Origin of the sequence: Enterobacter asburiae (genome assembly GCA_011754535.1) — a bacterium.
Taxonomy (GTDB): Bacteria; Pseudomonadota; Gammaproteobacteria; order Enterobacterales; family Enterobacteriaceae; genus Enterobacter; species Enterobacter cloacae_N.
Genome location: JAAQVN010000001.1, coordinates 4,105,997 through 4,119,233, shown reverse-complemented (window position 1 = coordinate 4,119,233; position 13,237 = coordinate 4,105,997). Strand labels below are relative to the sequence as shown.

Sequence of the window (13,237 nt, the reverse complement as noted above, 5' to 3'; positions counted from 1 at the left end):
GCAGCCAAACAGCCTTGAAATTCACAATTTCATCACCATTGCTACCAGGACTCGACTCATGCAAAAACCAGAAAAGTTGCCCGTGACATTCGCCAAAAACGATGTAGAAATTATTGCACGAGAAACGCTTTATAGCGGTTTTTTTTCGATGGATCTTTACCGTTTCAGGCATCGCCTGTTTAACGGCGAAATGAGCGGCGAAATCAGACGTGAAATTTTTGAGCGCGGGCATGCGGCTGTCTTGCTACCCTTTGACCCAGTGCGTGACGAAGTCGTGCTGGTGGAGCAGATCCGCATTGCCGCGTATGACACCAGCGAAAGCCCGTGGCTGCTGGAGATGGTGGCCGGGATGATCGAAGAGGGCGAGTCAGTTGAAGACGTCGCCCGTCGCGAGGCGCTGGAAGAGGCCGGGCTGGTGGTTGGCCGCACAAAACCGGTGTTGAGTTATCTGGCAAGCCCGGGGGGCACCAGCGAGCGCTTGTCCATTATGGTGGGCGAAGTGGACGCCACGACCGCAGAAGGTATTCACGGTCTGGCTGATGAAAACGAAGATATTCGGGTTCATGTGGTGAGCCGGGAGCAGGCTTATCAGTGGGTAGAAGAGGGTTTAATCGACAACGCAGCGTCTGTCATCGCCCTGCAATGGCTGCAGCTGCATTATCAGACATTACGAAACGAGTGGAAAAAATGAAGCGCTATACGCCTGACTTCCCAGAAATGATGCGCCTGTGCGAAACCAATTTCGCCCAGCTGCGCCGCCTGCTGCCGAGAAACGACGCACCCGGCGAAACGGTAAGCTATCAGGTGAGCAACGCGCAGTATCGGTTAACGATAACAGAATCAACGCGCTACACTACGCTGGTGGACATTGAGCAAACGGCACCCAGCATCAGCTACTGGAGCCTGCCGTCTATGACGGTGCGTCTCTATCACGACGCGATGGTCGCTGAAGTGTGTTCAAGTCAGCAGATCTTTCGCTTCAAGGCGCGGTATGATTATCCGAATAAAAAGTTGCATCAACGCGACGAAAAGCATCAAATTAACCAGTTTTTAGCCGACTGGCTAAGATATTGTTTAGCACATGGAGCAATGGCGATTCCGGTTTGTTAGCGTCATAAACCTACCTAAGGACACCATTTGGAAAGCCTGTTGAACCTGACTGTTGCTGGTGGGGCGCCAGTCAGGATATTACAAATCACCGATACCCACCTTTTTGCCGAAAAGCATGAAACTTTGCTTGGGGTTAATACCTGGGAGAGTTATCAGGCGGTACTGAGCGCCATTCACGCTGAACATCGCGACTGCGACCTGATTGTCGCAACGGGCGATCTGGCGCAGGACCAATCCTCCGCGGCCTACCAGCATTTTGCTGAAGGCATCGCGAGCTTTAGCGTGCCCTGCGTCTGGCTGCCCGGAAACCATGACTTCCAGCCCGCGATGTACAGCGCCCTTCAGGATGCGGGAATTTCTCCGGCGAAATGTGTTTTTGCGGGTGAACAGTGGCAGATCCTGCTGCTGGACAGCCAGGTGTTTGGCGTCCCGCACGGTGAGTTAAGCGAGTTTCAGCTCGACTGGCTTGAGACCAAACTGGCTGCTGAGCCTGAACGTCACACCCTGCTGTTACTTCATCATCATCCGCTACCGGCGGGCTGCAGCTGGCTGGATCAACACAGCCTGCGCAACTCCGCGGCGCTGGATAGCGTGCTGGCGAAATTCCCACGGGTGAAAAATCTGCTGTGCGGGCACATTCATCAGGAACAGGATCTCGACTGGAACGGACGCCGCATGCTGGCGACGCCGTCGACCTGCGTGCAGTTTAAGCCGCACTGCGCCAACTTTACGCTGGATACCATCGCGCCGGGCTGGCGCTGGCTGGAACTGCATGCCGACGGCACGCTGACCACGGAAGTCTGCCGCCTGGCGGGCGCAGAGTTCCGACCGGATACCGCTTCAGAAGGCTACTGATGTCTACGCTTCTTTATCTGCACGGATTCAACAGCTCGCCGCGCTCCGCAAAAGCGACGCAGTTTCGCCAGTGGCTGAGCGAGCATCACCCCCATGTTGAGATGATCATCCCGCAGCTGCCGCCATACCCGGCAGAGGCGGCGGAAATGCTCGAATCGATCGTGCTTGAACACGGCGGTGAATCGTTTGGCGTGGTCGGCTCATCGCTGGGCGGATACTATGCCACCTGGCTCTCACAATGCTTTATGCTGCCGGCCGTTGTGGTTAATCCGGCGGTTCGGCCGTTTGAGTTGCTGAGGGACTTTCTTGGTGAAAACGAGAACCCCTACACCGGGCAGCAATATGTGCTAGAGTCACGCCATATTTACGATCTCAAAGTTATGCAGGTCGACCCGCTTGAAGCGCCGGATCTCATCTGGCTGCTGCAGCAGACGGGTGATGAAGTGCTGGATTACCGCCAGGCAGTGGCATACTACGCCTCCTGCCGCCAGACTATAGAAGAGGGCGGAAACCATGCTTTCACGGGCTTTGAGAATCATTTCACCCAGATTGTCGATTTTCTTGGACTGCACAGCCACTGACAATCAATGCGAATTGCTAGTTTAAATCATGACGCAAACCTATAACGCTGATGCCATTGAGGTCCTCACCGGGCTTGAGCCGGTTCGCCGCCGCCCGGGGATGTACACCGATACGACGCGCCCAAACCATCTGGGCCAGGAAGTTATTGATAACAGTGTGGACGAAGCGCTGGCGGGCCATGCCAAACGCGTTGACGTCATCCTGCATGCCGATCAGTCGCTGGAAGTTATCGACGACGGTCGCGGCATGCCGGTGGATATCCACCCGGAAGAGGGCGTGCCCGCCGTTGAGCTGATCCTCTGCCGTTTGCACGCGGGCGGTAAGTTCTCCAACAAAAACTATCAGTTCTCTGGCGGCCTGCACGGCGTGGGGATTTCCGTGGTGAACGCCCTGTCCAAACGCGTGGAAGTCAACGTCCGCCGCGACGGTCAGGTGTACAACATCGCCTTTGAAAACGGTGAAAAGGTGCAGGATCTGCAGGTCGTCGGCACGTGCGGTAAACGCAACACCGGTACCAGCGTCCACTTCTGGCCTGACGAAAGCTTCTTCGACAGCCCACGTTTTTCCGTTTCTCGCCTGACGCACCTGCTGAAAGCCAAAGCAGTGCTCTGTCCGGGCGTGGAAATCACCTTTAAAGACCACGTCAACAACACCGAGCAGACCTGGTGCTACGCCGATGGTCTGAACGACTACCTGTGCGAAGCGGTAAACGGCCTGCCGACGCTGCCGGAAAAACCGTTCGTCGGTAACTTTAGCGGCGATACCGAAGCCGTGGACTGGGCGCTGCTGTGGCTGCCGGAAGGCGGCGAGCTGCTGACTGAGAGCTACGTCAACCTGATCCCGACCATGCTCGGCGGTACGCACGTCAACGGCCTGCGTCAGGGTCTGCTGGACGCGATGCGCGAGTTCTGCGAATACCGCAACATTCTGCCGCGCGGCGTGAAGCTGTCGGCGGAAGATATCTGGGATCGCTGCGCCTACGTGCTCTCCGTGAAAATGCAGGATCCGCAGTTTGCCGGTCAGACTAAAGAGCGTCTCTCCTCACGTCAGTGCGCGGCGTTCGTCTCCGGCGTGGTGAAAGATGCGTTTACCCTGTGGCTGAACCAGAACGTTCAGGCGGCTGAGATGCTGGCTGAAATGGCCATTTCCAGCGCCCAGCGTCGTCTGCGCGCCGCCAAAAAAGTGGTGCGTAAAAAGCTGACCAGCGGCCCTGCGCTGCCGGGCAAGCTGGCCGACTGTACCGCACAGGATCTCAACCGTACCGAGCTGTTCCTCGTGGAAGGGGACTCGGCGGGCGGGTCGGCAAAGCAGGCGCGCGATCGTGAATATCAGGCGATCATGCCACTCAAGGGTAAGATCCTGAACACCTGGGAAGTCTCTTCAGACGAAGTGCTGGCCTCGCAGGAAGTGCATGATATCTCCGTTGCGATCGGTATCGATCCGGACAGCGAGGATCTGAGCCAGCTGCGCTACGGCAAGATCTGTATCCTCGCGGATGCGGACTCCGATGGTCTGCATATCGCCACGCTGCTGTGCGCGCTGTTCGTGAAGCACTTCCGCACGCTGGTGAAAAACGGCCACGTCCACGTTGCGCTGCCGCCGCTGTACCGTATCGACCTTGGCAAAGAGGTTTACTACGCGCTGACGGAAGAAGAGAAGGCGGGCGTGCTGGAGCAGCTTAAGCGTAAGAAGGGCAAACCAAACGTGCAGCGCTTTAAAGGGCTGGGCGAAATGAACCCGATGCAGCTGCGCGAAACGACCCTGGATCCGAACACGCGTCGCCTGGTGCAACTGACGATCAGCGACGAAGACGAACAGCAAACCAACGCCGTGATGGATATGCTCCTTGCCAAAAAACGTTCGGAAGACCGACGTAACTGGCTGCAGGAGAAAGGCGATATGGCGGATATCGAGGCCTGATGCCCTCACCCTAACCCTCTCCCCCAGGGAGAGGGGATGGATCGTAGGCCCGGTAAGCGCTAGCGACACCGGGCTTTTTTACGTCAAAACTCCATCTTCACCGTAAACTGCACCTCGCGCGGATCGCCAATCTGGTTGCCCAGGTTGTTGGTCGCAATGGACGACGTGTAGTAGGTCTTATCAAACAGGTTTTTCACGTTCACCTGCAGCGTCACCGGATACTGCAGCTTCATCTTATACGCCGCAAACGCATCCGCTACGAAATAGCCCGGCAGATAATAATCCGCACCGTTGGTTGCCGAGCGACGGCTAACGCCGTGCCCGCCGCCGCCGAGCGTCAGGGTATTCCCGGCAAACGCATTGTGAATATCGTAGGTCAGGAACAGGGAGCCGGTGTGGCGCGGCACGTTCGGCAGCGGTTTACCCGCGTAATCCGGGTCCTCCAGCACTTTCGCGTCGGTATAGCCGTAGCTGGCGATAATGTTGGTGTTCTCCGTCAGCGACCCCGCAAGATCCACCTCTACGCCCTGAGAGCGCACGCGGCCCGCGGTTTTGGCGATGGTTTCGCCCCCAATGCTTTCAGTGTACAGCACGTTGCGCTTGTGAATATCAAACAGCGCAATGTTGGCGGTAACACCTTCGCACAGGTCAAACTTTGCGCCCACTTCATACGCATTCGACGTTTCCGGCGGCAGGTCGCCAATGTAGCTCGCAATGGACGACTGCGGCATAAACGTCTGCGAGTAGTTGGCAAACAGCGAGACTGCTGGCGTCAGTTTGTAAACCAGCCCCAGCTTTGGCGTCCACTGCTCGTCGCGGCTGTCGGTATTGACGTTAAACGGACGGCCTTTGCCCGCGTACTGGGTGTAATACTGGTAGCGTAGCCCGGCGACGGCGATCCATTTATCCGTCAGGTACAGGGCATCCTGCGCGTAGGCCGAGTAGCTCTCCTGCTTGAGCGTCTGGTCGCTGTCAGCGGCGGAGACGGTTGTACACTCGTCGAGTTTGCCGTAAACCGGATTATAGATATTGAAACCTTTGACGTTCTTACAGCGCATCATGTCCGTGCGCAGCAGATCGTAATTTTCATACGACACGCCGGTGAGGATCTCATTATAAAAGCCCGCGATATCCACGTTGCCCTGCAGATCCGCACGGGTGCTGTGCATGCGCTGGGTCGAGCCCTGGGTCGCATCCACCCGGCGGGTCAGGGTGCCGGTTTTTGAATCGTAGGCCATAACGCGGGCCTGGTTGTCGCTGTATTTATCCTGGGTGTAGCTGTAGTCGAACTTCGCGGTCCACTGGCTGTTGAGGCGATACTCCGCGTTAAGCTGAGCGAGATCGGACTGCCCGTCGGTCACGTTAAACGGCTCGTCAAAGCGGGTTTTGCGATCGACATTCACTGGCTGTTTGGTGTTGAGATCGAAAATCGTTCCGCGATCGAACGGCGTCTTATAGTCGCGATGCGAATAGAGCACGGTCACGGTGGCATCGTCGCCGAACCAGGTCAGCGACGGGGCGATAAACGTGCTGCGTTCGTTGCCGAAGTTGCGCCAGTAGTCCTCGTCCTGATACTCGCCCGTGAGGCGATACGCCAGGCGCGTGCCCTCAATCGGGCCGGTAACATCGACCTGTCCGGTGCCGCCGCCAAAGCTGGAAGAGGTGGCAGAAATCGAGCCTCCGAAGGTCTTCTCCGGCCGCTTCGTGACGACGTTAATCAGGCCGCCCGGATCGAGAATGCCGTAAAGCGTCGAGGCCGGGCCTTTGAGCACCTCCACGCGTTCGGTTGCGGCGTTAAAGCTGCGCGGCAGGACGGTGCGCAGGCCGTTAGTCATGATCGAGCCGTCGCGGTTTGCGCCAAACCCGCGGCGTACAAAGGCATCCTGCGTACCGCCCAGGGTGTTGGTCTGCACCACGTTGCTGACGTTATAGAGCGCTTCATCCAGCGTGGTGGCGTGCTGATCCGCCAGCACCTTATCGCTGACGGTATTCACCACCTGCGGGATATCCAGCATCGGCATGTTGGTCAGCGTGGCGGTGGAGGTGTTCAGCGGCTGGTAGCCGTTGGTGGCCTCCGCCGTAGTATTTGGATCGGCGGTGACGGTAAGCGTTTCGCCGTCTTTAGCCGTGGTGTCTGCTGCCTGCACCAGCGGCGCCATAAACAGCAGTGAAAAGAGCGCGCGCCCTTTTACCCCAGAGAGTGAAGGTGTGAACGTAGCCATTACATCTTTTATCCCAAAATATCCGTGAAGCATATTCACGGAAGAACGTGTGAGTCATTGCCCTTTATGGTCTGCTCGTTAGCCAGAACCGGCATCGAACATGTAATTGAGAATCATTCAATCATGCGGAAATGTAGTAGTAAATGAAAAAAGATAAAAATCGGCTACATCTATGAAACGTAACGGAAAAGCGTAGTAATAACCAATTAAATAATTGAAAATTAAGCACTTGATGTTTTACCGGTCAGTGTAGTAACGCTCCGTTACCCCTGGTTTATTCAGGGTGTTTCTTCTCTTGACTACTACATGGCGCGGCCTCAAACTCTCAAAAGAGAATGATTTTTATTTATATTTGTTTCCCTTTTTTATTACGTTGGCATGCACGTGGCTCACAACACGACAAAACCGGGACTGGTTCTGGAGAATCTTTCTGCCGGTTATCAGAAAAAAATCATCGTTGATGATATTTCCCTTGCGATCCCCCAGCAGAAAATCACCGTTCTGGTGGGGGCGAACGGCTGCGGAAAATCCACGCTGCTGAGTACCATCGCGCGTTTGCTCCAGCCGCTTGGCGGCGCGGCGGTTCTCGACGGCAAGGCGATCCACGCGCAGCCGACGAAAGCCGTCGCCCGCCAGCTTGGCATCCTGCCGCAGTCTCCGCTGCTGCCGGAAGGGTTAACCGTCTTTGAGCTGGTCTCGCGCGGGCGTTTTCCCTGGCAGAACGTTATGCGCCAGTGGAGCGACGAGGACGAGCAGGCGGTGGAAGAGGCCCTGCGCCTGACCGGTACGGCAGAGTTTGCCCACATGCCCGTGGAAAGCCTGTCCGGCGGCCAGCGTCAGCGCTGCTGGATCGCCATGGCGCTGGCGCAGCAAACGCCGTATATCCTGCTGGATGAACCCACCACGTTCCTCGATCTTCGCTATCAGGTGGAGATCCTCGAACTGCTGCATACGCTGACGCGCGAGCATGGACGTACCGTGGTGGTGGTACTGCACGATCTTAACTTCGCCGTAAACTACGGCGATTCGCTGGTCTTTTTACGCCAGGGAAAAGTTGAGGGCGTACTGCATGAGGGAGACGCCTGCACGCCTGAGCTTATTAAAGCGGTGTTTGATGTCGACGTACATATGTCCATCAATCCGCTGACCGGTAAACCGTTCTTTATGCCGTTTCGCCAGGTCGCAAAACAGCCATGATGCGCACCTCTCTGGCTTTCCTGATTTTCGCCGTGCTGCTGGCAACGGGCGCGATTGCCCATCTGGGGATCGGCGCCCGCCTTATCGCCCCGCAAACGGTGGTGGAAGCACTCTTCCACTTCGATCCGCGTAATTTCGATCATAACGTCATTATCAAACTCAGACTGCTGCGCCTCTGCGCCGCGATGGTGACGGGCGCCGCGCTCGGCGTGGCGGGCGTGCTGCTGCAATCCACGATCCGCAACCCGCTCGGCGAACCGCATATTCTGGGGCTCAACGCCGGGGCAGCACTGGCTGTGGTGCTGACGAGCGCGCTGGGGATGACGCTGCCGTTTGGGCGCCCGCTGATTGCCGCCGCCGGAGCCGCGGCGCTGTTTCTGCTGGTGCTCACGTTCTCCTCGTCCGGACGCACCGGGCTTACGCCGATGAAAGTCACGCTGTGCGGCGTGGCGATGTCGGCATTTGTCTCGTCAATTACCGCCACGGTGCTCATCCTGGATGAACAGACGCTGCTCGCCATGCGCACCTGGCTGGCGGGGGATTTGGCGGGGGTCAGCGGTGAAACGATTGCCGCTGCCCTGTGGGTGGCTGGCGTGGGCTTTGCGCTGGCGCTCTGGCTGTCGCCCTCGCTCAACATGCTGGCGCTGGGCGACAGAATGGCGCAGGGGCTTGGCGTATCGCTGCTGAAAACCCGGCTGTTCGCTCTGCTGGCCATCGCGCTGCTCTGCGGTGCGGCAGTCTCCATTGCCGGGCCGATCGGCTTTATCGGGCTCGTGGTGCCGCAGCTCGTCCGCCGTCTGGTGTCGGTCGATCTGCGCGTGATGGTGCCGCTGTCCGCCCTGTGCGGGGCGCTGGTTCTGCTGCTGGCGGATATCGCTGCCCGCACGCTGTTTTCGCCCTGGGAGCTGGCAACCGGCATCATGACCGCGCTGGTTGGCGCCCCCGTCTTTATCTTCATGGCCTCGAGGATGTTCAAATGAACCGTGCCGGACTGCGTGCGCTTCGGGTTGGCGCCTTCTCGGCGTTGGTCCGTCCAAAGGCGTTGGCGTATCTGGCCGTGCTGACGCTGGCAGCCTGCTTGCTGGTAGGTTTTGGCCTGACGCATGGTTCTCTGCCCATCCCGACTTCCGCCATCGGGCGTGCGCTGTTTTATCCAGAAAGCCTGACGGCGGAGGCGCGCTATATCGTGATGGATATCCGCCTGCCGCGCCTGCTTATGGCGGCGCTGTGCGGTGGGATGCTCGGTATGGCGGGGGCGGCAATGCAGTCTATTACCCGAAATGGCCTGGCCGATCCGGGGCTTATCGGGGTGAAAGAGGGCTGTAGCGCGGCGGTACTGCTGCTGATATTTCAGTTCCCGGCGCTGGGCCTGGCCTGGCGGCCGCTGGTCGGCATGGCCGGGGGGCTGCTCACCGCGCTGCTGGTGATGGCCCTGGCGCGCGATATCTCACGTCCGCGATTCATCCTGATCGGCATCGGCGTGTCGTGGGTCTTTGCCGCCGCAATGGGCGTTTTTATGACCACGGCGGACGTGCGCGACGTGCAGACGGCAATGCTGTGGCTGGCGGGCAGCCTGCACGCCGCAAACTGGACGCTGGTTTGCATTGCCGCTGTCTGGACGCTTCCGGCGTTTGCGCTGCTGCTGCTTACCGCCCGCGCTGCCGACGTGGCGCTGCTCGGCAACCACGTCGCCGCGGGCCTTGGCGTGCGCACACAGCGGCTGGCGCTTCTAAGGGTTCTCGCCCCGGTAGTGCTGACGGCGGCCTGCGTCTCCTGCGTGGGGAGCATTGGTTTTGTCGGGCTGATTGCGCCGCATATGGCGCGCCTGCTGCTCCGCGGCGGGCAAACGGCGCTCCTGACGGGTAGCGCCGTGCTGGGGGCGCTGCTGGTGCTGCTGGCGGATAACGTCGGGCGGCTGGCATTCCTCCCGCTGCAGTTGCCGGCGGGAATTGTGATTTCACTGATTGGCGGACCGTTTTTCCTGCTGCTGCTCTGGCAGCGTCGGGACAGATTTTAGAGGGTTAACATGCGCATACTGTTTTCGATGCTGTTGCTGGTGGGGTTTGCGGCGAGCGCGGCCGAGCCGACGCAGACGTTTACTGACGACCTGAACCGTAAGGTGGTGGTGCCGGTGCATCCGAAACGGATCGTCTCGTTACACGACCTGGACATTACCATTCCGTTAATTGAGCTTGGCGTACCGCCGGTGGCGAGCCATGGCCGTACCCGGCCGGACGGCAGCCATTTCTTGCGTTCCAGCGGCATGTTGACCGGCGTCGACTTCGATAATTCCGACATCAAGTTTATCGGCACTGCGGATATCGATATCGAAGCCATTGCCGCCGCAAAACCGGACCTGATCGTTACCGAGCCGACGCGCAACACCCCGGTGGAACAGCTGGAGAAAATTGCCCCGACGGTGAGCATCGATCATCTCGACGGCGGCGCGCCGGAGATCTACCGCAAGCTGGCGCAGCTGACAGGAACGCAGGCGCGGCTCAGGATTCTGGAGCGGCGCTATCAGGAGCAAATTAAGGCGCTGAAAGCGACGATTGATACCCGCAAGGTGAGCATGTCGGTAATTCAGGCCAATCAGGGGAAAATCAACGCCATGCACAGCTACCACTCGCTGGGGCGCGTGCTGCGTGATGCCGGGTTCACCTTCCCGCCGCTGATTGAGTCCATCCCGGAAGGGGGGCGCATTGACGTCAGCGCCGAGCGGCTGCCGGAACTGGATGCCGATTTCGTTTTCGCCACCTGGCGCGGGGATACGGGCGGCAAACCGCAGGATGAGCTGGCAGCAATGGATGCAGTGATGCCGGGCTGGTGCCAGTTCCTGAATGCCTGTCGGACCGGACATTACGTGCTGATCTCGCGTGAAGAGGCCATCTCGAACTCGTTCGCCTCGTTAGGGCTGATGGCCGCGCAGGTGCAGTCGCACATTGCCGGACGTCCGCTGCCGGAGGCGTCACGATGAGCCGTAAAGTTGATCTCTTCGGGGACCGCCTCCGCTCGCGATCGCACCAGCTCACGCCTCGGCTGCTGCAGGTGGCGCGCTATATCAATGAAAATCGGGAAGCGGTGATGGAACAGACGGCAATGGAGATCGCGACGCTGCTGAAAACGTCGGATGCCACCGTCGTTCGCGCCATCCAGGCGCTGGGTTTTGCCGGGCTGCGCGATCTGAAGCAGACGCTGGAGCAGTGGTTTGGCCCGGTCGTGACCTCCAGCGAAAAGATCTCCACCACGGTAAATACGCTGACCAGCGACGTCAATGCGAGCATTGATTTCGTGCTGGAGGGGCATCAGCATACCTGTGAAGTGTTGTCTGAACCCCATAACCGCTTCGCGATGGCGCAGGCGGTCTCGCTGCTGGCGCAGGCGAGGCAGGTCGCCATATTTGGAATTGGCGCGTCCGGGATTTTGGCCGAATACACCGCCAGACTCTTTAGCCGGATGGGGCTACCCGCCACGCCGCTTAACCGTACCGGAATAGGGCTGGCCGAGCAGCTGATCGGGCTCCAGCGCGGGGATGTGCTGATCATGATGGCGCAAAAATCCGCGCACCGGGAAGGGCAAACCACGCTGCGCGAAGCAAAACGGCTGGGTATTCCCACGATTTTGCTGACCAATGCCACCGACTCGCGATTCAGCAAAGAGGCCAGCGTGGTGATCCACGTCCCACGCGGCGGCGAGAAAGGTAAAATCCCGCTCCACGGCACGGTGTTGCTGTGTCTGGAGATGATTATTTTATCCGTGGCCTCCACCGAGCCGCAGCGCACCATCAAGTCGATGAAGCGCATCAACGAGTTACATCGTGGGTTAAAACCGGGGAAGAAAAGCAGCTGATTTCCCCGGCTCGCGGATCACGCTTTAGGAATACGCAGCGTCTGGCCAGGATAGATTTTATCCGGGCTGGAGAGCATCGGGCGGTTAGCCTCAAAAATCTTATTGTACTGGTTAGCATCGCCGTACACGGTTTTGGAGATAGCGCTCAGGGTATCGCCGGATTTCACCGTGTAGTAGGTGGCTTCATCTTTGGCATCGGTCGTGGTGATGTTGTTCTCCACCTCGCTGACGCCCGCGATGTTCCCGACGGCAACCTGGATTTTTTCCTTCTGCTCCTGGGTCAGCCCGTCGCCCGTCACGCTGGCTTTGCCGTCGGTAACGTTAACCTGAACTTTGTCTGAACCGGGAATGTTGAGTTTCTTGAGGTGCTCGGTGATTTTGTCGCTCTGACCTTTATGGTCGGTCAGGTTATCCCATAGCTTTTCGCCTGCTTCTTTTACGAAGTTAAAAAGACCCATTCCATCCTCCTGTTAATCATGAAGTCAGAATAAGCATAGCAGGTCAGAGAGATTTCCCTCCCCGGAAGGAGAGGGAAGGCAGGTTTTAAACCCCTTGCTCCAGAATACGGATGTGGGTCTCCAGCACGTCACCCTTCACCGCATCGCTCCAGGCTTTCATGTGCGCGGTCTGCAGGTGCGCTTCAAGGTGCGCGACGGTTTCCCACTGCTCAACCATGATAATGGAGTCTGGCGCGGTGGACTGGAAGCTCGCGTCGGTAGCGGCGTCAACCATCGGCGCGTAGCCGTGGCAGCCTTCTTCTTTCAGTACGGTTGGGATGATTTTCGCGAACTGATCCAGCACCGCCTGGCGGTGATGTTGACCTGGACGAGTACGGATTTCTGCGATTACTGTAAGCATGGTTACTACTCCTTTAATTCCAGGCTACCAGTTAAGCAAAAATTTTCGCGAGATGCTTGCGATATTCTGCGATATAGCTCGGGACGTCCGGCATTTTAATCACGTCGTTAACGATAAAGGTCGGCAGCGGATCCATGCCCAGGAACTGATTCGCCTTGTGGAACGGCAGGTACGCGCCGTCGACGCCCACGCCCTCGAAGAACTGATCTTTTTCGGTGAAGGCTTCCAGAGGAGCGTTCCAGGTGAGGGAGAGCATATATTTTTTTCCCTGAATCAGGCCGCCGGAGCCGTATTTTTTAGACGCGTCTGAACGGGTGCGGCCGTCGCTGGCATACAGCGAACCGTGACCTTCGGTGAATACGTCGTCCATGTACTTTTTCACGGTCCACGGCGCGCCCATCCACCAGCCCGGCATCTGCCAGATCACCACGTCGGCCCACAGGAAGTTCTGCACTTCGGCCTTCACGTCATAGTTGCTGTCCGCACGTACGACCTTAACATCATGCCCGGCGTCGCGCAGGAAACCGTCCGCGACCTCGGTCAGGGTGTCATTAAGCTGGCCTTTAGAGTGCGCAAATTCTTTTGCGCCGTTGATAATCAGAATATTGCTCATTTTTTGTCCTCGATGCTGAGAGTATGTCCGG

At 58.2% G+C, this 13,237-nt stretch carries 14 protein-coding genes; 10 read left to right on the top strand and 4 right to left on the bottom strand.

Annotation, left to right across the window (positions count from 1 at the left end; all coding sequences use genetic code 11):
• The first annotated feature begins 58 nt into the window (after positions 1 to 58).
• The 5 genes from nudF to parE are packed head-to-tail and all read left to right on the top strand — an operon-like array spanning position 59 to position 4,467.
• Entirely contained in the window at positions 59 to 691 is a 633-nt protein-coding gene (nudF, locus tag HBM95_19515) for an ADP-ribose diphosphatase (protein ID NIH45097.1), read from the top strand.
• A complete protein-coding gene (locus HBM95_19510) occupies positions 688 to 1,110 on the top strand; it encodes a DUF1249 family protein (protein ID NIH45096.1) in 423 nt (140 codons plus the stop codon). The genes nudF and HBM95_19510 overlap by 4 nt, the downstream gene beginning before the upstream one ends.
• A 27-nt stretch (positions 1,111 to 1,137) precedes the next feature.
• Positions 1,138 to 1,965 (top strand): 3',5'-cyclic-AMP phosphodiesterase, encoded by an 828-nt coding sequence (cpdA, locus tag HBM95_19505; protein NIH45095.1) that lies wholly within the window; start codon positions 1,138 to 1,140, stop codon positions 1,963 to 1,965.
• Positions 1,965 to 2,546 carry an esterase YqiA gene (gene yqiA / locus HBM95_19500; GenBank protein ID NIH45094.1) on the top strand — a complete coding sequence of 194 codons (582 nt, stop codon included), beginning with the start codon at positions 1,965 to 1,967 and terminating at the stop codon, positions 2,544 to 2,546. The genes cpdA and yqiA overlap by 1 nt, the downstream gene beginning before the upstream one ends.
• A gap of 28 nt (positions 2,547 to 2,574) precedes the next feature.
• Positions 2,575 to 4,467, top strand: coding sequence for a DNA topoisomerase IV subunit B (gene parE, locus HBM95_19495; protein ID NIH45093.1), 1,893 nt, complete (start codon positions 2,575 to 2,577; stop codon positions 4,465 to 4,467).
• 83 nt (positions 4,468 to 4,550) lie between these two features.
• Here parE and HBM95_19490 read toward each other — a convergent pair whose 3' ends face one another.
• A complete protein-coding gene (locus HBM95_19490) occupies positions 4,551 to 6,689 on the bottom strand; it encodes a TonB-dependent siderophore receptor (protein ID NIH45092.1) in 2,139 nt (712 codons plus the stop codon).
• A 384-nt stretch (positions 6,690 to 7,073) separates the two neighbouring features.
• Between HBM95_19490 and HBM95_19485 the strand changes: the two genes are divergently transcribed.
• The 5 genes from HBM95_19485 to HBM95_19465 are packed head-to-tail and all read left to right on the top strand — an operon-like array spanning position 7,074 to position 11,735.
• Positions 7,074 to 7,886: an ABC transporter ATP-binding protein gene (locus HBM95_19485; protein ID NIH45091.1), complete on the top strand. Its 813-nt coding sequence runs from the start codon at positions 7,074 to 7,076 to the stop codon at positions 7,884 to 7,886.
• The gene (locus HBM95_19480; GenBank protein ID NIH45090.1) at positions 7,883 to 8,866 is read left to right on the top strand and encodes an iron ABC transporter permease; all 984 of its coding nucleotides are present in this window, start codon (positions 7,883 to 7,885) and stop codon (positions 8,864 to 8,866) included. Before HBM95_19485 ends, HBM95_19480 begins: the two co-directional genes overlap by 4 nt.
• Positions 8,863 to 9,903 (top strand): iron ABC transporter permease, encoded by a 1,041-nt coding sequence (locus tag HBM95_19475; GenBank protein ID NIH45089.1) that lies wholly within the window; start codon positions 8,863 to 8,865, stop codon positions 9,901 to 9,903. Before HBM95_19480 ends, HBM95_19475 begins: the two co-directional genes overlap by 4 nt.
• A 9-nt stretch (positions 9,904 to 9,912) precedes the next feature.
• Positions 9,913 to 10,863, top strand: coding sequence for an iron-siderophore ABC transporter substrate-binding protein (locus HBM95_19470; protein ID NIH45088.1), 951 nt, complete (start codon positions 9,913 to 9,915; stop codon positions 10,861 to 10,863).
• Positions 10,860 to 11,735, top strand: coding sequence for a MurR/RpiR family transcriptional regulator (locus tag HBM95_19465; GenBank protein NIH45087.1), 876 nt, complete (start codon positions 10,860 to 10,862; stop codon positions 11,733 to 11,735). The genes HBM95_19470 and HBM95_19465 overlap by 4 nt, the downstream gene beginning before the upstream one ends.
• A gap of 17 nt (positions 11,736 to 11,752) precedes the next feature.
• Here HBM95_19465 and lysM read toward each other — a convergent pair whose 3' ends face one another.
• From lysM to HBM95_19450, 3 genes are all read right to left on the bottom strand, one after another.
• Complete coding sequence (gene lysM, locus HBM95_19460; protein NIH45086.1) at positions 11,753 to 12,193, bottom strand: peptidoglycan-binding protein LysM; 441 nt, start codon at positions 12,191 to 12,193, stop codon at positions 11,753 to 11,755.
• A gap of 85 nt (positions 12,194 to 12,278) precedes the next feature.
• The gene (locus HBM95_19455) at positions 12,279 to 12,593 is read right to left on the bottom strand and encodes an antibiotic biosynthesis monooxygenase (GenBank protein NIH45085.1); all 315 of its coding nucleotides are present in this window, start codon (positions 12,591 to 12,593) and stop codon (positions 12,279 to 12,281) included.
• 31 nt (positions 12,594 to 12,624) lie between these two features.
• Positions 12,625 to 13,206, bottom strand: coding sequence for an NAD(P)H-dependent oxidoreductase (locus tag HBM95_19450; protein NIH45084.1), 582 nt, complete (start codon positions 13,204 to 13,206; stop codon positions 12,625 to 12,627).
• Between the last annotated feature and the right edge of the window lie 31 nt (positions 13,207 to 13,237).

Bases quoted from the DNA above. Each gene is read 5' to 3' on its own strand.
- nudF (NIH45097.1), top strand. From the start codon at position 59: ATGCAAAAACCAGAAAAGTTGCCCGTGACATTCGCCAAAAACGATGTA.
- HBM95_19510 (NIH45096.1), top strand. From the start codon at position 688: ATGAAGCGCTATACGCCTGACTTCCCAGAAATGATGCGCCTGTGCGAA.
- yqiA (NIH45094.1), top strand. From the start codon at position 1,965: ATGTCTACGCTTCTTTATCTGCACGGATTCAACAGCTCGCCGCGCTCC.
- parE (NIH45093.1), top strand. From the start codon at position 2,575: ATGACGCAAACCTATAACGCTGATGCCATTGAGGTCCTCACCGGGCTT.
- HBM95_19490 (NIH45092.1), bottom strand. From the start codon at position 6,689: ATGGCTACGTTCACACCTTCACTCTCTGGGGTAAAAGGGCGCGCGCTC.
- HBM95_19480 (NIH45090.1), top strand. From the start codon at position 7,883: ATGATGCGCACCTCTCTGGCTTTCCTGATTTTCGCCGTGCTGCTGGCA.
- HBM95_19475 (NIH45089.1), top strand. From the start codon at position 8,863: ATGAACCGTGCCGGACTGCGTGCGCTTCGGGTTGGCGCCTTCTCGGCG.
- HBM95_19470 (NIH45088.1), top strand. From the start codon at position 9,913: ATGCGCATACTGTTTTCGATGCTGTTGCTGGTGGGGTTTGCGGCGAGC.
- HBM95_19465 (NIH45087.1), top strand. From the start codon at position 10,860: ATGAGCCGTAAAGTTGATCTCTTCGGGGACCGCCTCCGCTCGCGATCG.
- lysM (NIH45086.1), bottom strand. From the start codon at position 12,193: ATGGGTCTTTTTAACTTCGTAAAAGAAGCAGGCGAAAAGCTATGGGAT.
- HBM95_19455 (NIH45085.1), bottom strand. From the start codon at position 12,593: ATGCTTACAGTAATCGCAGAAATCCGTACTCGTCCAGGTCAACATCAC.
- HBM95_19450 (NIH45084.1), bottom strand. From the start codon at position 13,206: ATGAGCAATATTCTGATTATCAACGGCGCAAAAGAATTTGCGCACTCT.